The sequence below is a fragment of the Streptomyces sp. ATLC9 genome (assembly GCF_057196705.1).
The window spans coordinates 1-23,549 of the sequence record NZ_JBXUOY010000056.1 but is presented as its reverse complement, the minus strand read 5'-3'; the positions used below and the strand labels follow the sequence as shown (position 1 = coordinate 23,549).

The 23,549-nt window shown below is 71.8% G+C and carries 23 protein-coding genes and 1 rRNA gene; 9 read left to right on the top strand and 15 right to left on the bottom strand.

From position 1 onward, the window contains the following. Nucleotides 1–178: 178 nt before the first annotated feature. Nucleotides 179–295: ribosomal RNA gene (gene rrf / locus AC2CJA_RS09080) — 5S ribosomal RNA — on the top strand. 57 nt (nucleotides 296–352) lie between these two features. Here rrf and AC2CJA_RS09075 read toward each other — a convergent pair. From AC2CJA_RS09075 to AC2CJA_RS09045, 7 genes are all read right to left on the bottom strand, one after another. Beyond that, complete coding sequence (locus AC2CJA_RS09075; RefSeq protein ID WP_484602145.1) at nucleotides 353–1,129, bottom strand: aminoglycoside adenylyltransferase family protein; 777 nt, start codon at nucleotides 1,127–1,129, stop codon at nucleotides 353–355. A gap of 29 nt (nucleotides 1,130–1,158) precedes the next feature. Further along, entirely contained in the window at nucleotides 1,159–2,688 is a 1,530-nt protein-coding gene (locus AC2CJA_RS09070; protein WP_484602144.1) for a type VI secretion protein, read from the bottom strand. A 2-nt stretch (nucleotides 2,689–2,690) separates the two neighbouring features. Continuing rightward, nucleotides 2,691–4,136, bottom strand: a complete 1,446-nt coding sequence (locus tag AC2CJA_RS09065) for an ATP-binding protein (RefSeq protein ID WP_484602143.1) — start codon at nucleotides 4,134–4,136, stop codon at nucleotides 2,691–2,693. A gap of 15 nt (nucleotides 4,137–4,151) precedes the next feature. Beyond that, nucleotides 4,152–5,702 carry an SCO6880 family protein gene (locus tag AC2CJA_RS09060; RefSeq protein WP_484602142.1) on the bottom strand — a complete coding sequence of 517 codons (1,551 nt, stop codon included), beginning with the start codon at nucleotides 5,700–5,702 and terminating at the stop codon, nucleotides 4,152–4,154. Next, nucleotides 5,699–7,006 (bottom strand): hypothetical protein, encoded by a 1,308-nt coding sequence (locus AC2CJA_RS09055; protein WP_484602141.1) that lies wholly within the window; start codon nucleotides 7,004–7,006, stop codon nucleotides 5,699–5,701. Before AC2CJA_RS09055 ends, AC2CJA_RS09060 begins: the two co-directional genes overlap by 4 nt. Then, a complete protein-coding gene (locus tag AC2CJA_RS09050) occupies nucleotides 6,996–7,787 on the bottom strand; it encodes a DUF8175 domain-containg protein (RefSeq protein ID WP_484602140.1) in 792 nt (263 codons plus the stop codon). The genes AC2CJA_RS09055 and AC2CJA_RS09050 overlap by 11 nt, the downstream gene beginning before the upstream one ends. 490 nt (nucleotides 7,788–8,277) lie before the next feature. Next, nucleotides 8,278–8,586 (bottom strand): hypothetical protein, encoded by a 309-nt coding sequence (locus AC2CJA_RS09045; protein ID WP_484602139.1) that lies wholly within the window; start codon nucleotides 8,584–8,586, stop codon nucleotides 8,278–8,280. 112 nt (nucleotides 8,587–8,698) lie between these two features. Between AC2CJA_RS09045 and AC2CJA_RS09040 the strand changes: the two genes are divergently transcribed. From AC2CJA_RS09040 to AC2CJA_RS09025, 4 genes are all read left to right on the top strand, one after another. Continuing rightward, on the top strand, nucleotides 8,699–9,670 hold the full coding sequence (locus tag AC2CJA_RS09040; protein WP_484602138.1) for a C40 family peptidase: 972 nt from the start codon (nucleotides 8,699–8,701) through the stop codon (nucleotides 9,668–9,670). 215 nt (nucleotides 9,671–9,885) lie between these two features. After that, the gene (locus tag AC2CJA_RS09035; RefSeq protein ID WP_484602137.1) at nucleotides 9,886–10,572 is read left to right on the top strand and encodes a phosphatase PAP2 family protein; all 687 of its coding nucleotides are present in this window, start codon (nucleotides 9,886–9,888) and stop codon (nucleotides 10,570–10,572) included. 321 nt (nucleotides 10,573–10,893) lie between these two features. Continuing rightward, nucleotides 10,894–11,772, top strand: a complete 879-nt coding sequence (locus AC2CJA_RS09030; protein ID WP_484602147.1) for an SCO4651 family lipoprotein — start codon at nucleotides 10,894–10,896, stop codon at nucleotides 11,770–11,772. A gap of 126 nt (nucleotides 11,773–11,898) precedes the next feature. Continuing rightward, complete coding sequence (locus AC2CJA_RS09025; RefSeq protein WP_484602136.1) at nucleotides 11,899–12,087, top strand: hypothetical protein; 189 nt, start codon at nucleotides 11,899–11,901, stop codon at nucleotides 12,085–12,087. Nucleotides 12,088–12,182: 95 nt separating this feature from the next. Here AC2CJA_RS09025 and AC2CJA_RS09020 read toward each other — a convergent pair whose 3' ends face one another. Further along, nucleotides 12,183–12,503: a metal-sensitive transcriptional regulator gene (locus AC2CJA_RS09020; RefSeq protein ID WP_484602135.1), complete on the bottom strand. Its 321-nt coding sequence runs from the start codon at nucleotides 12,501–12,503 to the stop codon at nucleotides 12,183–12,185. Nucleotides 12,504–12,708: 205 nt separating this feature from the next. Between AC2CJA_RS09020 and AC2CJA_RS09015 the strand changes: the two genes are divergently transcribed. Both AC2CJA_RS09015 and AC2CJA_RS09010 read left to right on the top strand, forming a co-directional pair. Beyond that, the gene (locus tag AC2CJA_RS09015; protein WP_241717366.1) at nucleotides 12,709–13,329 is read left to right on the top strand and encodes a DUF47 domain-containing protein; all 621 of its coding nucleotides are present in this window, start codon (nucleotides 12,709–12,711) and stop codon (nucleotides 13,327–13,329) included. A gap of 5 nt (nucleotides 13,330–13,334) precedes the next feature. Next, nucleotides 13,335–14,330, top strand: coding sequence for an anion permease (locus AC2CJA_RS09010; RefSeq protein WP_484602134.1), 996 nt, complete (start codon nucleotides 13,335–13,337; stop codon nucleotides 14,328–14,330). A gap of 200 nt (nucleotides 14,331–14,530) precedes the next feature. Here AC2CJA_RS09010 and pstB read toward each other — a convergent pair whose 3' ends face one another. The 4 genes from pstB to pstS all read right to left on the bottom strand — a co-directional run bounded on the left by pstB (nucleotide 14,531) and on the right by pstS (nucleotide 18,659). Further along, entirely contained in the window at nucleotides 14,531–15,307 is a 777-nt protein-coding gene (pstB, locus tag AC2CJA_RS09005) for a phosphate ABC transporter ATP-binding protein PstB (RefSeq protein WP_241717364.1), read from the bottom strand. 32 nt (nucleotides 15,308–15,339) lie between these two features. Continuing rightward, nucleotides 15,340–16,416 (bottom strand): phosphate ABC transporter permease PstA, encoded by a 1,077-nt coding sequence (gene pstA, locus AC2CJA_RS09000; protein ID WP_484602133.1) that lies wholly within the window; start codon nucleotides 16,414–16,416, stop codon nucleotides 15,340–15,342. After that, on the bottom strand, nucleotides 16,416–17,393 hold the full coding sequence (gene pstC / locus AC2CJA_RS08995) for a phosphate ABC transporter permease subunit PstC (RefSeq protein WP_484602132.1): 978 nt from the start codon (nucleotides 17,391–17,393) through the stop codon (nucleotides 16,416–16,418). The genes pstA and pstC overlap by 1 nt, the downstream gene beginning before the upstream one ends. Before the next feature lie 138 nt (nucleotides 17,394–17,531). Continuing rightward, nucleotides 17,532–18,659, bottom strand: a complete 1,128-nt coding sequence (pstS, locus tag AC2CJA_RS08990; RefSeq protein ID WP_484602131.1) for a phosphate ABC transporter substrate-binding protein PstS — start codon at nucleotides 18,657–18,659, stop codon at nucleotides 17,532–17,534. A 337-nt stretch (nucleotides 18,660–18,996) separates the two neighbouring features. Here pstS and AC2CJA_RS08985 point away from each other — a divergent pair, with 337 nt between their 5' ends. After that, a complete protein-coding gene (locus tag AC2CJA_RS08985) occupies nucleotides 18,997–20,214 on the top strand; it encodes a C40 family peptidase (protein WP_484602130.1) in 1,218 nt (405 codons plus the stop codon). Between the two features lie 143 nt (nucleotides 20,215–20,357). After that, on the top strand, nucleotides 20,358–21,656 hold the full coding sequence (locus AC2CJA_RS08980; RefSeq protein ID WP_484602129.1) for a PP2C family protein-serine/threonine phosphatase: 1,299 nt from the start codon (nucleotides 20,358–20,360) through the stop codon (nucleotides 21,654–21,656). A gap of 78 nt (nucleotides 21,657–21,734) precedes the next feature. On the opposite strand, the gene AC2CJA_RS08975 is transcribed toward AC2CJA_RS08980, so the two are convergent. The 3 genes from AC2CJA_RS08975 to AC2CJA_RS08965 form a co-directional block, all read right to left on the bottom strand. Next, nucleotides 21,735–22,085 (bottom strand): DUF2516 family protein, encoded by a 351-nt coding sequence (locus AC2CJA_RS08975; protein WP_484602146.1) that lies wholly within the window; start codon nucleotides 22,083–22,085, stop codon nucleotides 21,735–21,737. A 94-nt stretch (nucleotides 22,086–22,179) separates the two neighbouring features. Continuing rightward, on the bottom strand, nucleotides 22,180–22,968 hold the full coding sequence (locus tag AC2CJA_RS08970; protein WP_484602128.1) for a hypothetical protein: 789 nt from the start codon (nucleotides 22,966–22,968) through the stop codon (nucleotides 22,180–22,182). Between the two features lie 15 nt (nucleotides 22,969–22,983). After that, complete coding sequence (locus AC2CJA_RS08965; protein WP_484602127.1) at nucleotides 22,984–23,397, bottom strand: helix-turn-helix domain-containing protein; 414 nt, start codon at nucleotides 23,395–23,397, stop codon at nucleotides 22,984–22,986. Nucleotides 23,398–23,549: the final 152 nt, after the last annotated feature.

Sequence of the window (23,549 nt, the reverse complement as noted above, 5' to 3'; positions counted from 1 at the left end):
TAGGCCGGAGATGGAAGCCTCGTGAGGGGTGGAGTTGACCGGTACTAATAGGCCGAGGGCTTGTGCTGTAGATGTTCGCGTTCACTGTGTGGGTTCTGAGACCACGACCGGTTTCGGTAGGTGTCTCGGGGTTCCAGTTGAATAGTGTGCTTGTTCGTCTGGAACGCTCGAGTGGTGTTTCGGTGGTCACAGCGAGAGGGAAACGCCCGGTTCCATTCCGAACCCGGAAGCTAAGCCTTTCAGCGCCGATGGTACTGCATGGGGGACCGTGTGGGAGAGTAGGACGCCGCCGAACAATTTGTGAGGCCTCGGTCTCCGAGTTTATGACTCGGAGACCGAGGCCTTTTTGTGTTCACGTTTTCTCCTGCCGGAGCCGACGGATTTCGGTGAGCACTTTCTCCGTATGCGGGTGTACCCGGGCCCGCAGTTCGTCGTCCCAGGTCTCTTCGGAGTAGCGACGCTTGAGGTAGAGATCCCTGGCATGTTCCAGGACGGGCCGGTGCTCCGGCGGAAGCCGGGCGAGGGCCCAGTCGGCGGCGGTGTCCTTCGACACGATCTCGCCGGTGATGAGCGTGATCCAGATACGGGCGAGGGCCAGCACGACGTTGCGGGTGTCGTCCTCCAGCCCGTCGAGCAACTCGGGAACTCCTGCGACACTCGCCCGTACCAGGTCTCCGTGCGGTACGGGGTCGATGACCCGCGCGGGCCGCGGGCCGGTGAGGGGGCGGTCTCCTGCCAGCACCGTCGTGAGCAGCAGGGCCAGATCCGGCATCGGCTCCGGCCGGGGAATGCCGCCGGTCTCGAACGTGTCGCGCAGCCACTCGCCGTACAGGAAGTCGCCGGTCGGCGGGAATCGCCATGGGCGGATCTCGGACTGGACGACGGCGGTGAGCTCGACCGGGCGGCGGGACTCGTCCGCTGAATCCGTTGAGGCGGAGACCCCGAGCAGTCCCCCGAGAAGCGCGTGCCGCTCCCGTTCGTTCATGGTTCGCCGGGACAGGACGAGGAGATCGATGTCACTGGCCGGCCGGAGGCCTCCGAGTACGGAGGAGCCGTGGAGGTAGACGCCGATGGCCGTGGGGCCGAGCACGGTGTCGACCAGCTCCACGGTCTCCTGGAGTTGACTCATCTCCATGGTGTCCTCGCCCTGCCGGGCTGTCAGGGTACGGGGCGCGCCGGCGGCTCGGCTTCGCCGAGCCGGGGCCACCAGACGTGTGCCCGGGCCTCCGAGCGCAGCAGTGCCAGGGTCGGCATGCCCGTCGGCTCGCCGTTCGCCAGGAGGTCGGGCAGTTGGGGGATCGGGGCGACCGCCGCGGCGTTGTGGAGGATCAGGGAGAGTGGTGGGTCGAGCCGGCCGGCGGATGACCCTGCGGCCATGCGGCGGCCGTGCTCGACCACGCTCGCGGTGAGAGCCGTGAGGAGCGGCATCGTGCCGGGGGCACGGCGCGGGTCCTCGACGTTTTCGCCCACGACATAGAGCGTTCCCCATTCGGCCGCAAAGGATTCCAGGGCGGCCGAATCCGTGCGCGGGGCCGTACACGCGTTGCGGACGTGGAGCTGGGAGAGGCAGGAGAGGGCGCTTCGGACGATGCCGATGGCGGCGTCCCGGCGTTCGGGGTGGGCGATCAGGGTCGCCTCCAGCTCGCCTGCCGCGCCGGAGGCCGCCTTGGGGTGTGTGCGCAGTATCCGGACGGCCTCCGCGGAGGGGCCCGCCGAGACGCCGGCCCAGCGGTGGACCCGGCGGAACGGCTCGCCGGCCACGGCGGCGGCGTGGAGCCAGCAGCCCAGGATCGTTTCGGCGGCATCGTGGACGGCCGCGTCCACCCGTGCGGGGCCGCGCACGGGGACGAGCAGGGCCGCGGCCCGTGCGGCGGCGGTACGGCGGTCGTCGCAGCCGTGGTGGGGCGACCAGCGCAGCCGTACGGGGGCGTCGGTGAGCTGCCCCGGGTCGTAGACGTGGACGGGGCCGAGTTTGGCGCGGGCTCCCGCGGTCCCGGCCCACAGGGCGGGGTCGGCGGTCACGACGAGGGCCGCCCCGGGGGCGGCGCGCAGGGCGTCGGCGGCCCGGACGGTGTGGGGACCGCCGTACTCCACGCCCACGGGCGGGCCGGAGAACGCCTCGGGGACGGGGCGGGCCCGTACGGCGGCGGGGGTCTGCCGTACGGGCCCGTGCGGGGACTTGGGGGCGGGGCCCGCAGGAGCGGGGTCCGCGGCAGCGGGAAGGGGCGCCGCGGTCGTCCCGTGCGGGGAGACGGGTGGGGCGTCCTCGTGCGGAGCCGCCCGCCGGGCCGCGCGCAGGGCGCGCCGACGGGCCACGGCCCCGGCCGCGAAGACCCCCAGGACCATCAGGACCATCGCCTGACCGATGAGGATCCCCCAGAACAGGCCCGGTCCCGGCAGGGTCCCGGCCTGCGCGCCGGGCCAGGCGGAGGCCAGGTCGCCCGGTTCGGAGACGAGGGAGCGCACGGCCGCCGGGGTGCGGGTGAAGGCGACTCCCCGCGGCCACGCTCCGTGGGCGAGGAGGCCGGCCAGTCCGGCTGCCGTCCAGCACAAGGCGGTGACGCCCAGCAGGAACCCCATGAGGCCGAGCAGCAGGCCGTCCGGGATGCCCCTCTCCGGCGGGGAGCCCGTTCCGCCGCCGCTCCGCGTCCCGGGTGCTCCGGGTGCTCTGTCGTGGCCCCGCGCCATCCTCAGGCCACCGTCTCGTCGGCGCGTGCGAGCCGTTCCATCGCGGCGGCCCGGGATTCGGTCTCGGCGTCGAGGTCGTCGGCCAGGGTGTCCTCCAGGGGGGAGCGCGGGGAGGGCCCGGTGTCCGGTGTGTCCGGCGCGGAGGACTCCGTCATCGCGCGGTCGGTGAAGACCAGGGGGCGCTCGGCCTCGGTGACCAGGTGTTTGACGACCTGGACGTTGCCGTTGACGTCCCAGACGGCGATGCCGGGGGTGAGGGTGGGGATGATCTCCACGGCCCAGCGCGGCAGGCCCAGCACCTTTCCGGTGGCCCGCGCCTCGTCGGCCTTCTGGGCGTAGATGGTGCGGGTGGACGCCATCTTGAGGATGGCGGCCGCCTCCCTGGCCGCCGCTCCGTCGACGACGTCCGACAGGTGGTGGACGACCGCGACGAACGACAGGCCCAGGCGCCGGCCGAACTTCAGCAGGCGCTGGAAGAGCTGGGCGACGAACGGGCTGTTGATGATGTGCCACGCTTCCTCGACCAGGAAGATGCGCTTCTTGCGGTCGGGGCGGATCCAGGTGTGCTCCAGCCAGACGCCGACGATGGCCATCAGGATCGGCATGGCGATGGAGTTGCGGTCGATGTGGGAGAGGTCGAAGACGATCAGGGGCGCGTCGAGGTCGATGCCCACCGTCGTCGGGCCGTCGAACATGCCGCGCAGGTCGCCGTCGACCAGGCGGTCCAGGACGAGGGCCACGTCCAGGCCCCAGGCGCGCACGTCCTCCAGGGCGACGTTCATCGCCTCGGCCGACTCCGGCTCCGGGTGGCGCAGTTGCTCGACTATGTCGGTGAGGGCGGGCTGGCGTCCGGTGACGGTGTCGTTGACGTAGGAGTGCGCGACCTTCAGCGCGAAGCCGGCGCGCTCGTCGAGGCCGTGGCCCATGGCGACCTCGATGATGGTGCGCAGCAGGGCCAGCTGGCCGGTGGTGGTGATGGACGGGTCCAGCGGGTTGAGGCGGATGCCCTGGTCGAGGGCGGCCATCGGGTCCAGGCGGATGGGGGTGACGCCCATCTCCTCGGCGATCAGGTTCCACTCGCCGACGCCGTCCTCGCCCTGGGCGTCCAGGACGACGACCTGGCGGTCGCGGAAGCGCAGCTGGCGCAGGATGTACGTCTTCTCCAGCGCGGACTTGCCGTTGCCGGACTCGCCCAGCACCAGCCAGTGGGGGGCCGGGAGCTGCTGGCCGTAGAGCTGGAAGGGGTCGTAGATGTATCCTTTGCCGCTGTAGACCTCGCGGCCGATGATCACTCCGGAGTCGCCCAGTCCGGGTGCGGCGGTGGGCAGGTAGACGGCCTGGGCCTGGCCCGTGGAGGTGCGCACGGGAGAGCGGGTGGTCTCGGTCTTGCCGAAGACGAAGCTGGTGAAGGCGTCGGTGACGGCGGTCAGCGGATCGAACGCGGCCATGGTGGTTGCGCCTCCTCAGCGGCGGATGCCGGTCGCGAACGGCAGGGTGTTCACGAACGCGCGGTGATGCTCCCGGTCGCACCACTCCAGCTTCAAGTAGCTCTTTCCGGCCGATGCCCGGATCGTGCGTTTGTCGCGCGCCAGGGCGTCGGGGTTGCGGGAGGAGACGGTGATGTAGCCGACGAGATTGACGCCGGCGGCACCGGAGGCGAGGTCCTCGCCGCGCTGGTCCACACGGCTGTGGGCGGCCACGTCGCGCGGGTCGACGGTGCGGTTCATCTTGGCGGCGCGGCTGGCCTCGGCCGCGTCGTTGGTCTTCTCCGTCAGCATGCGCTCGATGGCGAGCTCGGTCGGCTCCAGGTCCATGCAGACGGCGACGGTGCGGATCACGTCGGGGGTGTGGACCAGCAGCGGGGCGAGGAAGTTGACGCCCACGGGGGTCATCGGCCACTCCTTGACCCAGGCGGTGGCGTGGCACCAGGGGGCGCGGGTGGTGGACTCGCGGGTCTTGGCCCGCAGGTGGGTGGGCTCGGAGGCGTCCAGTTCGGCGGGCCAGGCGTTGCGGCGGCTCATGGCCTGGATGTGGTCGATGGGGTGGTCCGGGTCGTACATGGAGTGGATCAGGGACGCCATGCGGGACTGGCCCAGCGGCTGCCGCACCCGGATGTCGGCCTCGGCCAGACGGGCGCAGATGTCGGTGAGTTCGCGGGCCATGACGACGGCCAGGCCCTCGTCGCGGGTGAGGCGGCGGCCGGTGGAGGCGCGGGTGGCCTTGGCGATCGCGGCGGCCTCGGCGGCCAGGTCGCGGGTGTAGTGCATGCAGGCCACCAGGTAGGCGCGGTGCTGCTCGCTGGAGGTGGAGACCATCGACAGCAGCTGCTCGTAGGAGTCGCGCAGCCAGGGCGCGGCCCGCTCGTCGCCGCGCTGTGCGACGTCCTTGGCATGGGCGTCGGGATCGGCGGGGAGGGTGCGGGCGAGCATCTGGATCCGGGTGACGAAGCCGTCGCCGTTGGCCACGTGCTTGAGGAGGGTGCCGAAGCGGTCGACGAGGGCCTCCTGGTCCTCGCTGTCACGCAGCCCCACGCCCGGCCCCTCGATCTCGATGGCGGCGGTGACGGTGCGGCGGTCGGCGTGGAGCAGTACGGCGATCTCGTCGGGCCCGAAGGGCGCGGACAGCCAGTTGACCCGGCCGACGCCGGGGGGCGCGGGGATGTCCACCTCGGTGCCGTCCAGCCGGGTGCCGGCCTCGGCGGCGGTGGAGCGGTAGGTGGTGCCGCGGCGCAGCAGGCGCCGGTAACTGCGGTTGATCTCGAACCACTTGTAGTACGTCCGGCCGTTGTAGGGGACGTACACCGCGGCCAGGGCGATCAGCGGGAAGCCGGCCAGCAGGGCGATGCGCAGCGACAGGACGGGGACGAGGAGCCCGCTCATCATGCCGAGGAAGGCGCCCGCGACGATCAGCGCGATCTCGCCCGTCTCCCGGTTCCTGCCGACGATGGCGTTGGGACGGGCGCGCCCGATCATGTACGTGCGGCGCGGAGCGACGGTGTGGGACGGGGTCGTCATCCGCGATCACCTCCGGTGCGGTTGCTGGTGGTGCCGCCGCCGCTGCCCGTGCGGGGCGGGGGCGGCGCGGCGGGCCGGGAGGTCCGGTCGCCGCGCGAGGCGTGGGCGGCCACACCGCCGGAGACGGGGTTGGCGGGCCGGGCGGCGGCGCCGGACTGCCCGCCGCCGCTGCCGCTCTCGGCGCCGCCGCGGGCGCTGTGGGTGGTGATGCCCTGGCGGAGCATCGCGGCGGGGGAGGAGACGACGGCGGCGGCCGTACGGGAGGCGGGGTCGGCGCTCGCGTTGCGCTGGCGGACGATCTCGTCGCCGAAGCCGGGTACGAAGCGGTAGATCATGGCGCTGGCGAAGATGGCGAGCAGGATGATCGCCAGGCCGGAGACGATCGCGGAGAAGGCGTTCGGGCCCTCGTCGGAGGCGAGTGCCCCGGCGAGGCCGAGGACGATGACGATGACCGGCTTGACGAGGATCACCGCGATCATGATGCCCGCCCAGCGGCGTACGTGGCCCCACAGGTTCTTGTCGACGAGCCCGGCGTAGACGACCGTGCCCAGCAGGGCGCCGACGTACAGCAGGGCGGCGCGGATGACGAGTTCGAGCCAGAGGACGCCGGCGGCGAGGACGGAGACCAGGGAGACGACGATCAGCATGATCGGGCCGCCGCCGATGTCGTCGCCCTTCTTCAGGGCCTCGGAGAAGGAACCGAAGAACTTGTCGGTGTCGGACCCGGTGCCCGCGGCGATCACGTCGGTGACGGCGTCGGTCGCGGTGACCAGGGTGTAGAGGATCAGGGGGGTGAAGGCGGAGGCGAGGACCGTCAGCCACAGGAAGCCGATGGCCTCGGTGAGGGCCTCGGTGAGGGGGATGCCGCGCACGGCGCGCTTGGCGACGGCCAGCAGCCACAGCACCAGGGTGAGGATCGTCGAGGCGGCGAAGACGACGGCGTACTGGCGCAGGAAGGCGGGGTTGGTGAAGTCGACGGTGGCGGTGGCGGAGACCGCCTCGGAGAGCTTGTCGACGATCCAGGCGGCGGCCTCGGCGCAGCCCTGGGCGAGGGAGGAGAGGGGGTCGAGGGGGGACAGGGGGTCGAAGTCGCCGCCGCCGGGCTCGCCGGTGTCGCACAGGTCCCTGGAGGGGCCGTCGAGTTCCTCGCAGGCGTCCGGCTCCTCGCCGGAGGGCGAGGGCGTCGGCTCGTCGGCCGCCGCCCGGGCGGCAGACCAGAACCCGGCGGCCTGCAGGCCCGCCAGGAGTCCGGCGAGCGGCAGGGCGCGGCGCGGGGCGCGGCGGCCGGTTCGGTCAACGGGCATAGGTGAACCCTCCGTACTCCTCGACGGCCCTGCTGATGTCCTCGGCTGTGGAGGCCCGGATGTCGCCCGGTACGGGGGCGGGGCCGTCCTCCTGGGAGTCCCCGGCGATCCTCCAGTCGGACCCGGCCCACCTCAGATGGAAGGTCCAGGTCTTCCAGGTGGTGGTCACGGGGAGGGTCGACTCCTCGCCGGCCATGCCGACCAGGCCCGTGTACCAGACCTCGACGGTGGCGTCGTCGCCCTCGTGCTCCGTCACCCTGGTGCCGACGGGGACGGTGCGTGAGACGAAGGTCATGCCCTCGGGCGCCTCGCCCTGGGGCGTGAGTCCCAGGCGTTCGAGGAATGCCTCCGAATAGGCCCTGTCCTGCCGCTCCTTGACGCGTGCGGCGGCTTCGGGGATGTAGAGGGTGTCGACGAGCATGTGCCGGTGCTCGGTCTCGAACATGCCCGTGCCACCCAGCGCCACCGCGTAGTTGGCCGCGGCGCTCTGCGCGCCCTGCTCGGTGCGGGGGAAGCCCGAGGGCACGCCGCCCGAGCGCCCGGTGACGGGGCGTTCGCCGGTGGGGGCGGTGGGCCGGGCGTCCTCGCGCGTCTCCCCGCCGCCGCTTTGAGCAGGGGTGTCGCCGCCGCCCCTGTTGGCGAAGGCGATGGCCGCGATCAGCAGGACGACGACGCCCACCACCGTCACCATGCTGCGGCCCACCCGGACGGGCTGTCGTCTGGGCTCGCCGTACGCGTCGACGACGTCGTCCTCGTACCCGCCATCGCCGCCGATGCTCATCGTGCGTGTGCCCTCTCGGTAGCCCGGGCGCCGCCCGGTCGTCGTCGTGCCCTGTCCTTGACGTTAACTCCGCCGGGGCGGTTGTGGGACCGGTGTGTGCGGGATCGCTTCCGCACCGTGAGCGGCGGACCGCCCGGTCCGGCCCGGCGGCGCCGCCTCGCGCCCCCCGGCCGTGTTCCGGGGGAGGAGGGGCGCCGGCCGGGGCGGGATCGGGTTCCGGGCTGGTGCATCGCTGCGGTGCTCTTTTTCCTGGTGGGGGGAGTGGTCGGGCGGCCGCGGCCCTCGGGGCGGCGCCGGGCCGCCGTCGGCCGGGGGCCCGCGGGACGTTCCGCCCGCCGCGGCGGACGTGACGGTTCTCACGGGGCGTCAGACGCCCACCGGCCGGGTGCGGTACCGCCGGCCGGTGGCGTACGGGACGGGGTCCGGGCCTCGTGCACCGGGTGCGCGGGAGCGTCCGGGGACCGGGCACCGGGAGCGGGACGGTGCGCGGCTACACGGCCATGCCGTAGACGATCGTGAAGAGAGTGCCGAGGGACCCGATGATGAAGACCCCGGTCAGGCCCGCCACGATCAGGCCCTTGCCCTGCTCCGCGCTGAAGGTGTCGCGCAGCGCCGTGGCGCCGATGCGCTGCTTGGCCGCGCCCCAGATGGCGATGCCGAGGCAGAGGAGGATGGCGATGGCCATGACGACCTCGATCATCACCCGGGCCTCGTTGCCCAGGGATCCGAACGGGCCCCAGTCGGGGGCGATTCCGCCGATGATGGTGGTGATGTCGCCCTTTTCGGCTGCCAGAAACATGCTGTGTTCACCGCCCCGGTGAGGGTTGTCGAAAGTTGCGCTTCACTTGGATTCTGACACGGTTGCGGCCGAATCGGCAGTGAACTCCTTTCGGATGGGGGAGGGTTGAGGGATGCGGAAGGCGTGGGTGGCGATCGGGACCGGCCTCGGGCTCGTCATGTGCTTCCTGGCGTTACTCGTGGTGGGCACCTACAGCGCCGCGTCGAACCTGTTCGGCGGGCGGGGCGGCGCGGTCGCGCTGGCCGAGAACGCGGTGCCGGCGGCGTACCAGCCGCTCGTACAGAAGTGGGGCAACTACTGCCCGGCGCTCAACCCGGCGCTGCTGGCCGCCCAGCTCTTCCAGGAGAGCGGCTGGAACCCGCAGGCGCGCAGCCCCGCCGCGGCGCAGGGGATCGCCCAGTTCATCCCGGGCACCTGGGCGGTCCACGGGATCGACGGCGACGGTGACGGCGACCGTGACGTGTGGGACCCGGCGGACGCGATCCCGTCGGCGGCGAAGTACGACTGCACGCTGGCGAGGAACGTCCGCGGCGTGCCCGGCGATCCGACGGACAACATGCTGGCCGCCTACAACGCGGGCCCGTACGCGGTGACGAAGTACGGCGGGGTGCCGCCGTACCGCGAGACCCAGAACTACGTGAAGGTCATCCGGAAGCTGGAGAAGAGCTTCGCGGCGCCCGCCCGGCGCCTGTCGCCGACGAAACAGGCCGCCGGGGCGATCGGCTTCGCGCAGAGGAAGCTGGGGACGCCGTACCTGTGGGGCGGGGACGGCACGCCGGAGGACGGCGGGCGGTTCGACTGCTCGGGCCTGACGAAGGCGGCGTACGCGAGCGTGGGCATCGAGCTGCCGCGCGTCGCCAACGACCAGTGGAACACCGGCCCGCACCCGAGGCGGAACGAGTTGCTCCCGGGCGATCTGGTCTTCTTCGCGCACGACTTGACCGATTCACGGTCGATCCACCACGTGGGGATCTACGTGGGCGGTGGCTATATGATCAACGCGCCGTACACGGGCGCGGAGATACGCTTCGACCCGGTCGACTCCCCCGACTACTTCGGCGCGACGAGGCCCACGGCGTCGTGACCTCCGGGTGGCCGGTGCTCCGGTGACACGGTGCGCGGCCGGGTTCCCCGGGTCCTCCCGGCCTCGGGCCCCGGGTGCGGGTCACCCTCCGATAACGTCCGGGTGATCGTTCGGTGGAGGTCGGAACGTACGGCCGGGGCAGGGCGTTTCCTTGTCCGGAACGGGCATTCCGCTACCACGGGGGTCGGCAGCGAAGAGTGAAGGGCAGCATTGCGATGGCTGAATGGGAGAACCCCGACGTCGAGCTGCTCTACGACATCAACGGATTGGCCAGGGAAGCCCCCGACTGGGCCGACCACCTCATGGAGTACGTCGGCGAGTACGGCACGATCGTGGCGCTGGCGATGCTGGGCCTGTGGGCCTGGTGGACGGCGCGGCGCCGCCCGGACGCGGTCCCGGCGGTCGCCGGGTTGGTCTGGGCACCGCTGGCGGCCGGGGTGGCGGTGCTGGTGAACGTGCCGATCCGGGAGTTCGTGGAGCGGCCCAGACCCTTCCTGACCCATGACGGGCTGGAAGTGCTGGTGGACGGGAAGAAGGACTTCTCGTTCGTCAGCGATCACGCGACGCTGGCGATGGCGCTGGCCGTGGGGATCTTCATGGTCAACCGCCGGCTGGGGCTGGCCGGCATCCTGGTGGCGGTGTTCGCCGGGGTCTGCCGCATCTACATGGGGGTGCACTACCCCACCGACGTGGTCGGCGGTCTGGCGCTGGGCACGGCCGTGACCCTGCTGCTGGCGCCGTTGGCGCTGGCGCTGCTGACGCCGCTGATGCGCGCGATGGCCGCCTCGCCGCGGGTAGGCCGGCTGGTGAGCACGTCGCCGGAGCCGCGGCCGGAACCGGTGGCGCGGACCGGGGAGCCGGATGGGCAGCGGCAGCCGTACGACCGGGATCTGGTCGCCTGAGGCCGCCCGGGGGGCGTCCGCCCCGGCGAGGGCCGTCCCCCCGGCAGGACCTCACGTCTCCTGATGTGCCTCGGCATCCGCGCGGGCGCGCCCGCGGGCCCGCCGGGCGGGCCCGCGCCACCCGCAACTGCAGGCCGCGCTGCAGAACGGCCCCTTCTCCACGGTCGAGATCAGATGCTCCTGGGGCGGCGCCGGCCGCTGGGGCGGCACCCCCTGGCTGTCGTTCCGATGCACACGGCCACGGTACCGGCCGTGACGGGGGCCCCGGGGCGTCGTTAGTCGGAACGGGTTCCGATACGCGTGCTTGGGGGTCGTCAGACGATGGTGGTGCGGCGGGGGCGGAGGGACAGGAGCGCGGCGGTCGGCGCGGTCTGCGCCGGAACGGTGCTGGCGGTCCTGGCCGCCGCGGGCTGCTCCGGGCGGGGGGCCGCCGCCGCTGCCGACGTGAGTGCCGCCGAGGCGCTGGCCGCCGTCCGGAAGGCGGCCGGGGCGCTGGCCGGATCGGGCACCTCCCGCACGCGTACGACGGTGGAGATGACCAACGGCGGCACCCGGGTCACCATCCGGGGCACGGGTGTCTTCGACTACGGGAGGCGGTGGGGGCGGCTGAGGGTGGTGCTGCCGGGTGAGGCCACCGGTGAGAGCGAGCGCCGCCGGGTCGTGGAACTGGTCACGCCGGGCGCGCTGTACATGAGGAACCGGGGCGCGGGTGTGCCCGACGGCAAGTGGGTGCGCGTGGACACGGCGACCCTCCCCGACGGGAACCTGGTCACGGGGGGCGCCACCGACCCGATCAGCGCCGCCGAGCTGCTGCGCGGGGTGCGGTCGGCGTCGTTCCACGGGGAGGAGCGGCTGCACGGGGAGACGGTGCGGCACTACCGGGGCACCGTGGACCTCGCGGCGGCGGCAGAGGCCGCGGAACCGCGCTCGCGCGGGCAGCTGGCCGCGGCGGCGGAGGGGCTCTCGAACCGGGTGGTGGCCTTCGACGCGTACGTGGACGAGCGCGGGCGGCTGCGGAAGGTCCGGCACCGCTTCGCCTTCCCGCGGGCGGCGGGCGCTCCGGGCCGGGAGGGCGGGGAGCACCGGAACGGAGGGGCCGAGGTGGTCTCCACCACATCGCTGTACGGGTTCGGCGTACCGGTGGACGTCGAGCTGCCGGCGCCGGGGGACATCTACACCGGGAGGATCGCCGCGCCGTAGGGAGTGCGCCGGAGCGTGGCCGGGAGCGGCGGCGCGAAATGGTCCGGACGTGCCATGTGCAGGGGCGCACTTCTTCCTACTCTGGAGTTCGGGTGTGTCGGAGGGGAGGGGGAGGAGGTGGTGCGTGTGTCCGGCGAGAACGGCGGTCCGCTGGCCGAGGACCACGTGGCCCTCGACGAGATCGAGCTCTACGGGGAGCTGATGATCGCGGCGTCGTCCGCGGCCGAGGACCGGCTCAGTCCCGCCCGCATCGACGAGGTGCTGCGGGTCGGGCGCGACCACGAGCGGAAGGACCGCGGCCGGCCGCGGCCCTGAGCGCGCCCCCGGGCTCGGCCCGGACGCCGGCCTCCCGGACCCGGCAAGACCGGATCCGGCCAGGACGGGCGCGGGGTGGGAGGGGCTGGCGGACGTCAGGTGCGCAGCAGCCGGGCGATGGCGGCCGTGGCCTCCGCCACCTTGGCGTCCACCTCTTCGCCGCCCTCGGTCGCCGCGTGGGCCACGCAGTGACGCAGGTGTTCCTCCAGCAGCTGGAGGGCGAAGGACTGCAGTGCCTTGGTGGACGCCGAGACCTGGGTGAGTATGTCGATGCAGTAGACGTCCTCCTCGACCATGCGCTGCAGACCGCGGATCTGGCCCTCGACGCGCCGCAGCCGTTTGAGGTGGGCCTCCTTCTCCTTGGCGTAGCCGTGCGGACCGTGGGCGGTCTCTGGACGGGCGTCGGTGGTCGTCATACGGTCCTCCCGTGGTCACCGTGAGGATCAATACCCCCACTGGGTATATGGTATCGAATGTTCCGTTCTGTGGTGATGAGAGGGCGGATCCCCGGGTACGGAGCGTGTGGTCCGATGGGTGACACTGAAGGACGCCGGTTCGATGTGGCCGGATGATGCGCCTAGCATCATCGAGACCGACAACGATGCACCTCGAGGAATCCCAGTGCGCTTTCGTCTGACCCCCAGGGAGACGAGCTTCTACGACATGTTCGCGGCTTCCGCGGACAACATCGTCACGGGCTCGAAGCTCCTGATGGAACTGCTCGGGGCGGAGATCTCGGCCCGGGCCGAGATCTCGGAGCGCATGCGTGCTGCCGAGCACGCCGGTGACGACGCCACCCACGCGATCTTCCACCAGCTGAACTCGTCGTTCATCACGCCGTTCGACCGCGAGGACATCTACCGGCTCGCGTCGTCGCTCGACGACATCATGGACTTCATGGAGGAGGCCGTCGACCTCGTCGTCCTCTACCAGGTCGAGGAGCTGCCCAAGGGGGTCGAGCAGCAGATCGAGGTACTGGCCCGGGCGGCCGAGCTGACCGCCGAGGCGATGCCGAACCTGCGGACGATGGCCAACCTCACCGAGTACTGGATCGAGGTCAACCGGCTGGAGAACCAGGCCGACCAGATCCACCGCAAGCTGCTGGCCCACCTGTTCAACGGCAAGTACGACGCGATCGAGGTGCTCAAGCTCAAGCAGATCGTGGATGTTCTGGAGGAGGCGGCCGACGCCTTCGAGCACGTGGCGAACACGGTGGAGACCATCGCGGTCAAGGAGTCCTGAACCACGTGGACACCTTCGCGCTCGTACTGACCGTCGGCGTCGCGCTCTTCTTCACCTACACCAACGGCTTCCACGACTCGGCGAACGCCATCGCCACCTCCGTCTCCACCCGCGCGCTCACCCCCCGGGCCGCGCTGCTGATGGCGGCGGTGATGAACCTGGCGGGCGCGTTCCTGGGCAGCGGCGTCGCCAAGACCGTCAGCGAGGGACTGATCGAGACCCCGCACGGCCAGAGCGGGATGGCGATCCTGTTCGCGGCCCTGGTCGGGGCGATCACCTGGAACATGATCACCTGGTACTTCGGCCTGCCGTCCTCCTCCTCCCACGCGCTGTTCGGCGGCATGGTGGGCGCGGCGCTGGCGGGCGGCATCGCGGTGTACTGGTCCGGGGTGTTCTCGAAGATCGTCATCCCGATGTTCGTCTCCCCGCTGGTCGGCCTGCTGCTCGGCTACCTGGTGATGGTGGCCATCATGTGGCTGTTCCGCAGGGCCAATCCGCAGCGGGCCAAGCGGGGCTTCCGCATGGCCCAGACGGTCTCGGCCGCGGGCATGGCGCTCGGCCACGGTCTGCAGGACGCGCAGAAGACGATGGGCATCGTGGTGATGGCCCTGGTGATCGCGGACGTCCAGGACCACGGCGAGATCCCGGTCTGGGTCAAGGTCGCCTGCGCCCTGATGCTGTCGCTGGGTACGTACGCCGGAGGCTGGCGGATCATGCGGACGCTGGGGCGCCGGATCATCGAACTGGACCCGCCGCAGGGCTTCGCCGCCGAGACGACGGCGGCTTCGGTGATGTACACCGCCTCGTTCATGTTCCACGCCCCGATCTCCACCACCCATGTGATCACCTCCGCGATCATGGGCGTGGGCGCCACCAAGCGGGTCAGCGCGGTGCGCTGGGGTGTCGCGAAGAACATCGTGCTCGGCTGGTTCATCACGATGCCGGCCGCGGCGCTGGTGGCCGCGGTGAGCTACTGGGCGGTGGAGATGCTCGCGGGCTGAGTCCTTGTCTCCGTGGTGCGGGGCGCCGGTCTCCGGCCGGGGGGTGCCCACCGGGGGGAAGGCGTCCGGGCGGTGGGGATCGCCGAGGACCCGCGACATGGGACGCCCGCCCCCCGGGAGCCGGGGGGCGGGCGTTTCGTCTTGCGGTGGCACCGCCATGCAGCACCGCAGACGGTCGGGGCGGGCCGGGGCCGGCCGGATCAGCCGAAGCGGCCCGAGATGTAGTCCTCGGTGGCCTGGACCGAGGGGTTGGAGAAGATGCGCTCGGTGTCGTCGATCTCGATCAGCTTGCCGGGCTGGCCGACCGCCGCGAGGTTGAAGAACGCGGTGCGGTCCGAAACGCGCGCGGCCTGCTGCATGTTGTGCGTCACGATGACGATCGTGAAGCGCTCCTTCAGCTCGGAGATCAGGTCCTCGATGGCGAGGGTGGAGATCGGGTCGAGCGCCGAGCACGGCTCGTCCATCAGCAGCACCTGCGGCTCGACCGCGATGGCGCGGGCGATGCACAGCCGCTGCTGCTGGCCGCCGGAGAGGCCGGAGCCGGGCTTGTTCAGGCGGTCCTTGACCTCGTTCCAGAGGTTGGCGCCCTTGAGGGACTTCTCGACGACGTCGTCGAGCTGCGACTTCTTGTAGGAGCCGTTGAGCCGCAGGCCCGCCGCCACGTTGTCGTAGATCGACATGGTGGGGAACGGGTTCGGCCGCTGGAAGACCATGCCGATGGTGCGGCGGACGGAGACCGGGTCGACACCGCCGGCGTACAGGTCCTCGTTGTCGAGCATCACCTTGCCCTCGACACGCCCGCCGGGGGTGACCTCGTGCATGCGGTTGAGGGTGCGCAGGAAGGTGGACTTGCCGCAGCCGGACGGGCCGATGAAGGCGGTCACGGAGCGGGGCTCGACGGACATCGAGATGTCCTCGATCGCCTTGTGGGAGCCGTAGTACGCGGTGAGGCCGCTGACGTCGATGCGCTTGGCCATGGGAATCACTTCTCTTCTGCTCGTGGGGCCGGTCAGCGGCCGGTCTTCGGGGCCTTCCAGCGGGCTATGCCGCGGGCCACCATGTTCAGGATCATCACGAAGGCGATCAGCACGAGGGCCGCCGCCCAGGCCCGGTCGTAGGAGGCCTCGTTGCCGTTGGCCCACTGCTCGTAGACGTAGTACGGCAGGGAGGACTGGGCGCCCTCGAAGGGGTTGTTGTTGATCGACTGGGCGCCGAACACCAGCAGCAGGATCGGCGCGGTCTCACCGGCGATACGGGCGACGGCGAGCATGACGCCCGTGGTGATGCCGCCGATCGCGGTGGGCAGCACGACCTTGAGGATGGTGCGCCACTTGGGCACGCCCAGTGCCAGGGACGCCTCGCGCAGCTCGTTCGGGACGAGCTTGAGCATCTCCTCGGTGGAGCGCACGACGATCGGCATCATCAGGATGGCCAGCGCCATGGCGCCGGCGAAGCCGGAGTAGCCGAAGTCCAGGATGATGATCCAGAAGGACAGCACGAACAGACCGGCGACGATCGAGGGGATGCCGGTCATGACGTCGACGAAGAAGGTGACGGCCGTGGCGAGCTTGCCGCGTCCGTACTCGACCAGGTAGATCGCGGTCAGCAGGCCGATCGGCGCCGCGATCAGGGTGGCGATGCCGACCTGCTCGACGGTGCCGATGATCGCGTGGTAGATGCCGCCGCCGGGCTGGAGGGTGATCACGCCGCTCATGGAGTGCGTGAGGAAGTACATGTCCAGCACCTTGGTGCCGCGGGCGATCGTTTCCCAGATCAGGGAGGCCAGCGGGAGGAGGGCGACCAGGAAGCTGACCCAGATCAGGCTGGTGGCCAGGCGGTCCCTGGCCTGGCGGCGACCCTCGACGGCCGTGGTGAGGGCGTAGGTGGCCACGACGTAGACGATCGCGGCGATCAGGCCCCACTGGATGCGGCTGGCCAGGCCGAACACCAGACCCGCTCCGACGCCGACGCCCGCGGAGAGCAGGGCGAGGCCCGCGGGGGCCCAGCGCGGCAGGCGGGGCTGCTTGAGGGCGCCGCCGGAGGGCGGCACGGCGACCGGGGGCTTTTCCACGACTGTGTTGCTCATCAGGCGTTCGCCCCCGAGTACTCCTTGCGGCGGGCGATGATCAGCCGGGCCGCGCCGTTCACCAGAAGGGTGATGACGAACAGGACGAGGCCGGACGCGATCAGGGCGTCACGGCCGGTGTCGCCCGCCTCCTTGAAGCCCGCGGCGATGTTCTGGGCGAAGGTGCCGCCGCCGGGGTTGAGGAGGCTGACGTTGATCAGGAAGTTGGGGGAGAGGACGGTGGCCACCGCCATCGTCTCGCCCAGCGCGCGGCCCAGGCCGAGCATCGAGGCGCTGATCACACCGGAGCGGCCGAAGGGGATGACGGCCATCCTGACGACCTCCCACCGGGTGGCGCCGAGCGCGAGCGCCGCCTCCTCCTGCATCTTCGGGGACTGCTTGAAGACCTCGCGGCTGACGTTGGTGACGATCGGCAGGATCATGATCGCCAGCAGGATGCCGACGGTGAACAGCGAGCGCGGGGCGCCGCCGTTGTAGGCGAAGACGCCCGTCCAGCCGAAGAACTGGTCGAGCCACTCGTACAGGCCGGTCAGGTGCGGCACCAGGAACAGGGCGCCCCACAGGCCGTAGATGATGCTGGGGACGGCGGCGAGCAGGTCCACCACGTACGCCAGCGGGGTGGCGATCCGGCGCGGCGCGTAGTGCGAGATGAACAGGGCGATGCCGACGGCCACGGGGACGGCGAGGACCATCGCGATGATCGAGCTGACGACCGTGCCGTACGCCAGGACCGCGATGCCGAAGACCGGCGGGTTCGCGTTGGCGCTCCACTCGAAGGTGGTGAGGAAGTTGCCCTCGTTCTCGGCGAGGGCGACCAGGGTGCGCCAGGTGAGGAAGACCGCGATGGCGGCCATGATCACCAGCAGCGCGATGCCGGAGCCCCGGGAGAGGCCGAGGAAGATCCGGTCGCCCGGGCGGGTGGCGCCCTCGGGTGGTGACTTCTGCGGGGCGGCGGAGGCGGTGGGTGCTATGTCCATTTCTTCTCCGGTCTGGTTAGGGGAGTCATCCCCTGGCGGCGGTGCACCGGATGGATCGGTTGTGCGCGGAGCGGTTCCGTGCGCGGACGCGGCCGGGCGGCCGGCCCCGCTGGAGGGGGGGGCCGGCCGCCTGCTGCGTCAGGAGATGGAGGAGATGGTCTCGCGGACCTTGGTGATGATCTCGTCGGGGATCGGGGCGTAGCCGGCGTCGGCCAGTGCGCTCTGACCCTCCTCGCCGGCCGCGTAGGTCAGGAAGGACTTGGTCAGGTCCAGGGACCCCTTGTCGTTGCCCTTGTCGCAGACGATCTCGTAGGTCACCAGGACGATCGGGTAGGCGCCGTCGGCCTTGGTGGCGTAGTCCAGCTCCATCGCCAGGTCGCTGCCCTCGCCGACGACCTTGCCGGCGGCGATGGCCGCGGAGGCGTTGTCGACGGTGGCCTCGACGGGCTCGGCGGCGCCGGTGTCGAGCTTCACGGTCGGGATGCTGTTGCCGGTGGCGTAGGACAGCTCGAAGTAGCCGATCGCGCCGTCGTTGTTCTTGACGTTGGTGGCCACACCGGAGGAGCCGTCGGCCGACTGGCCGCCCTTGCCGGCCCAGGCCTTGGCGGGCTCGTACTTCCAGGCGTCGGGCGCGGCGGCGTGCAGGTACTCGGTGAAGTTGTCGGTGGTGCCGGACTCGTCCGAGCGGTGGAAGGCCTGGATCTTGGTGGACGGCAGGTCGGCGTCCGGGTTCAGCTTCTTGATCGCCTCGTCGTCCCACTCGGTGATCTTCGAGTCGAAGATCTTGGCGATGGTCTCGGCGTCCAGGACCAGGTCGTCCACGCCGGCCAGGTTGTAGCCGACGGCCACCGGGCCGCCGACCATCGGCAGGTTGATGCCCTGGCCGCCCTCGCAGACCTCCTTGGACTGCTCGACCTCCTCCTCCTTCAGGGCCGAGTCGGAGCCGGCGAAGCCGGTCTTGCCCTGGAGGAACTCCTGGATGCCCGCGCCGGAGCCGGTGGGCTTGTAGTTGACCGCGGCGCCCTCGCAGGCCGCCTGGTAGTTCTTGACCCAGATGTCCATCGCGTTCTTCTGGGCGCTGGAGCCGGACGCGAGGAGGTTGCCCTCGCCGTCGCACTTGATGTTGCTGGCGGCCTTGGTGCTGCCGCCCTCGTCGCCGCCCCCGGTGTTGTCGTCCGAGCCGCAGGCGCTCAGGACCAGCGTGCTGGAAACCACGGCGGCGCCGATGGCGAGCGTGCGGAGCCGGTTGGTGGGCTGAAGCTTCACTTCGTTCAGTTCCTTCCTGAGGCCCGCCGGTGGGGACGGCAAGCGGTGAGGTTTGTCCGGGTCTCGTGTTCAGCATGCGGGGCGGTCCGCGTCCGCCGGCGACCGGGCGCGCTCCCTGTGAGGCCGAAATTAGGCAGAACAGGTGAAGTGCCTGACGGCCGAGAGTGAACGAGAGGTGAACCTCGGCGTACGGTGCAGTTGACGCGGTCGCCGGGGGGCCGCGGGCGGGGGCCGGTCCCGCCCTCTGTCGCCGGGGTCGCCGACGTGGCACCATCCCCGGCTGTGACGCGTTACGCGCGGGTAGGGACCGTGTGACGTGCGCGGAAGGGGAGACGGGGTGGAAGGGCAGGGGGGCGGCGCCGGTACGGCACGCCGTGGGAGGCCGTCGGCGGGCGCCGTACCCGTGGGGGCGGCCGTCTGCGCACTGGTGTGCGCGCAGTTCGCGCTGCTGGTGGCGCCGGCGGGGGCGGCACGTGCGGAGCCGGGCGGGCCGGGAGCGAAGGGGAAGGCGGGAGTCCGGTCCTCGCCCGCGGCCCCGGATCCCGCGGACACGGGGGAGGCGGGGAGGCCCGGGGCGGCCGGAGGGCCGGGTGGGGACGCCAGCGGGGGCGACGAGCGCTCCGCGCGCCTGGAGAAGCTCCGCAAGAGGATCGAGAAGCTCCACAACAGCGCCGAATCGGCCACCGAGGAGTACAACGCGGCCGGCGAGCGGGCCGGGAGGCAGCGGCGCGAGATCGTACGGCTGGCCCGGGCGATCGTGCGGACCCGGGGGCAGCTGGACGATCTGAGGGACCGGGCCGGGGCGATGGCCCGCGCGCAGTACCGCGGCGGCGGGCTGCCGCCCTCCGCGCGGCTGGTGCTCGGTGACGACCCGGAGGACTTCCTGCGTGACCTCGGCCTGCTCCACAAGGGTGATCAGGCGGTCAAGGGGTTGATCGCGAAGCTGCGGACGGCCAACGAGGACCTCGACGAGTACGCGGACGAGGCCACCGGCCGGTGGGCGAAGCTGGAGGCGGACCGCAGACGGAAGGCCGACGCGAAGAAGGACATCGAGGCCGAGCTGGCGAAGGCCGAGAAGCTGGAGTCGCGGCTGGAGGCCGACGAGCTGAAGCGGCTGCGGGAGCTGGAGGACGAGGCGGCCTGGGCCCGGCAGGCGCGCTGGCTGGAATCCGGCGTGCTGGAGGAGATCGGCCGGCGGGCCTCGGCGCGCGGCAGGAAGGCCATCGGTTACGCCATGGCCCAGATCGGCAAGGACTACGAGTGGGGCGCCGAGGGCCCGGGCACCTTCGACTGCTCAGGACTGACACTGCGTGCCTGGGAGGCGGCGGGTCTGCGGATCCCGCGCACCTCGCAGGAGCAGTGGAGGCTGCTGCCGCGCGTGGAGATCACCGACATGCGTCCGGGCGACCTGATCGTCTACAGACGTGACGCGAGCCATGTCGGCATGTACGTGGGCGACGGGGTGATGGTCCACGCGCCGCGGACCGGGCGGCAGATCACCACCGCCGGCGCGGGGTCGCTGCCGATCCTCGGCGTGGTGCGGCCCGACGCGTAGACTGCCTCGGCCGGTTGTCCGTCGACCGTTTGGCATATGCCACAAGGCATTCCGTGCAGGGCCCCGGGGCCGCTATGGTCGCCCGGGGCGTCTCCACCCTGACGCCTGTGCGCCCCTCGGGGGGAGGGAAGAGGAATTCTGGCATGCCCGTATCGATGGGCGACGAGGTGGTGACCGTGGCGTTGCCGCGGCAGTCCGCAGGCCCGGAGGCCGGTTCTCCCGGGCTCTCCAGGCCCTCGGGGGCATTCGGCCCCTCCGGCGGGCTGAACCTGCTCGTCATCGAGGACGACCCGGCGGGTTCCCTGGCCATCCCCGAGCTGCTCGACGCCTCCGGCGGCCGGGTGAGGGTCCGTACCGCCCGCAACCTCACCGAGGCCGAGCGGCTGCTCACCGACGACGTCCACTGCATCCTGCTCGACCTGGCACTGTCCGACGGCGCCGCCGCCGGGGGCGCCCGGGAGGGCGGGGACGAGCTGGGCATACTGCGCCGGGTGCTGCGGCTGGCGCCCCGGCACGCGGTACTGGCCCTCACCGCCGAGGACGACGCCGAGCGCGCGGCCGAGGCCGTGCGCGTCGGGGCGCAGGACTTCCTCTTCCGCGACGAGCTGGACGGCCGGGTGCTGAGCCGGGCCGTCCGCTACGCGGTCGAGCGCAAGCGGGCGGACCTGGCCCAGCGCCAGCTCACCGAGTCCCGGCTGCGGGCCCAGGAGAACGCCCGGCTGGAGCGCGGACTGCTGCCGACCCCGCTGCTGGACGGATCGGAGCTGCGGTTCGCCGCCCGCTACCGGCCCGGACGCTCCCGGGCCCTGCTCGGCGGCGACTTCTACGACACCGTGCGCACCGCGGACGGGACCGTCCACGCCATGATCGGCGACGTGTGCGGGCACGGCCCGGACGAGGCGGCGCTGGGGGTGGAGCTGCGGATCGCCTGGCGGGCGCTGACCTTCGCCGGGCTCTGCGGCGACCAGCTCCTGAGCACGCTCCAGCGGGTGCTGGAGCACGAGCGCTCCAGCGACGAGATCTTCGCCACGCTGTGCACCGTCGACATCGCGCCGGACGGCCGGCGGGCCGGGCTCTGCCTTGCCGGGCACCCGGCGCCGCTGGTGGCCGGCGGTGGGCGCGGGCCGCGGCTGCTGCCGTACCACGAGGCGGGGGGCGGCCCGGCGCTGGGTGTGCTGCCGAAGGCCCGCTGGCCCCGCACCCAGGTGGAGCTGGGCGGCTCGTGGAGCCTGATGATGTACACCGACGGGCTGATCGAGGGCCGGATCGGCCAGGGCGAGCAGCGCCTGGGCCAGGACGGCATGCTCGGGATCGTCGGCAACCGGATGGCCGCCGGGCTGCGCGGAGAGGAGCTGCTGGACGCCGTACTGGCCGAGGTGCGGGGCCTCAACGGCGACGAGCTGACGGATGACGTGGCGGTGATGCTGCTCGACCGGGGCTGACCCGGACGAGCGGCGGGCCGGGCCGTGCGGGCCCGGCCCGGTCGGTGGCCCGTTCGCGCTACGGGCCCGCCCGGCGGCTCAGCGGCCGCCGTTGTACGGGCCGTAGGGGCCGTCGCTGCTGCTGCCGCGGCGGAAGCCGCCCCGGCCGCCTCCACCGCTCCCGCCGACCTGGATGAGCGCGGGCCGCACGTCGACCATGTAGACGATGTTGGCGATCAGCCCGGCGATGGTCAGGAAGAGCATTCCGAGGAAAAGGTTCACGGCCACGGTGATCCCCAGGATGATCAGCCAGAAGCCCTTGGTCTTCTTGTCCGCGGCGCGGTAGGCGTCCTCACGGCGCAGCACCGCGTCCACGAAGCAGAAGATGCTGAAGATGAGCAGGCCCAGGAACACCCAGGACATCAGCCCGTAGAAACCGTCCAACAGCACGCTGGCCACCATCCCGTCCATGAGCCGGTCGTCGGCCCTCCACGCTACCGGTCGGGGGACCGGACACGAAGTGCGTGCCCGGCCCCGGCGGCGCTCACGCCTGCGGCTTGTCCGTGGGCAGGGTGTCCGACGGCGAGGAGGTCCTCTGGGAGGAGGACCGCTTCGCCGCGGACTGCTTCGCCGCGGTCTTCCTCGCGGCGCTCTTCTTCGCGACCGTCTTGGGGGTCTCCCCGGCGGCGGCCCTCTTCGCGGCGGCGGCGCTCTTGCGCGCCCCGGTCCCCGGGGCGGCCTCCCCGCCGGGTGTGGCCCGGCGGGTGTCGCCCATCTTGGGACGCGGCTTCTCCTCCTTGCCGCCCGCCTCGACGGTGACGGCCTCGCCGACCTTGCGCGCCCCCTTCACCGGGATCCCGCGGACGGGGCCGGCGCCGCGGGCCCGCGTGCCCCGGCCCGCCCCCCCCCCCCCACCCCCGCTCTTCCCCGCGCCCTCCCCGCCGTTCTCACCGCGCCAGGTGCCCACCGCGCCGCGGCCGCGCTCGGCCAGCCCGCCGTACCCCTCGCGCGCCTTGACGGCGTACTCGGCGGCGAGCCCGACGCCCTGGAGGGCCAGGTGCTGGGCCTGCTCGCGCAGCTTCTTCAGGTCGGTGTCCAGACCGGACAGCGCCGTGGTCAGCCGCGACTGGGTCTGCCTGGCCTGCTGGGCGAGGCGCTCCTGGACGGCCTTGGGGTCGGCGGCCTTGTCCTTCACCGCGGCCAGACGCTCGGGCGCCGTCTCGCGGATCTTGTCGATCACACCCGCCGCGAAGTACAGCGGGGTGGGGTCGGTCAGGGCCTTGCGGAGGTCCGCGGCCTTGTTGGTGGTCTCGTCTGCGGTCTTCTCAGACATGAGGGTCCCTCCTGGTCATGGGGTCCGGGGCTTCGCGTCGGTGGAGGGGGCGTCCTCGGCCTCCGGAGCGGAGGCGTCCTCGGTGTGTCCGTTCTCCTTGCGGAACGACCCGTAGATCTGGAGCAGCACCTGTTTCTGCTGCTCGCTGATCGACGTGTCGGCCAGGATCGCGCTGCGCACCTCCAGCCCCGCCTGCTCCTTCTCGTCGAGGATCCCGGCGCGGACGTAGAGGGTCTCCGCGGAGATCCGCAGTGCTCTGGCGAGCTGCTGGAGGATCTCGGCGCTGGGCTTGCGCAGTCCCCGTTCGATCTGGCTGAGGTACGGATTCGACACCCCTGCGGCATCCGCGAGCTGCCGCAGGGACAGCTGCGCGCTGCGCCGCTGCTCCCGCAGGAACTCGCCGAGATTGCCGACATGCAGTGAAGCCATGCCTCCACAGTGCCTCTCTTTGCTAACTTTTGCAAGCAAGTGCTTGCGGGAGTGTCGCCCTGCGCGCCCCGGACCGCTCCCGGCCGGCTCAGCCCTCGGTGTCGTGCCGGGGCGGCGCCGCGTCGGCGTACGGCCGTGCCCCGGCGTGGTGC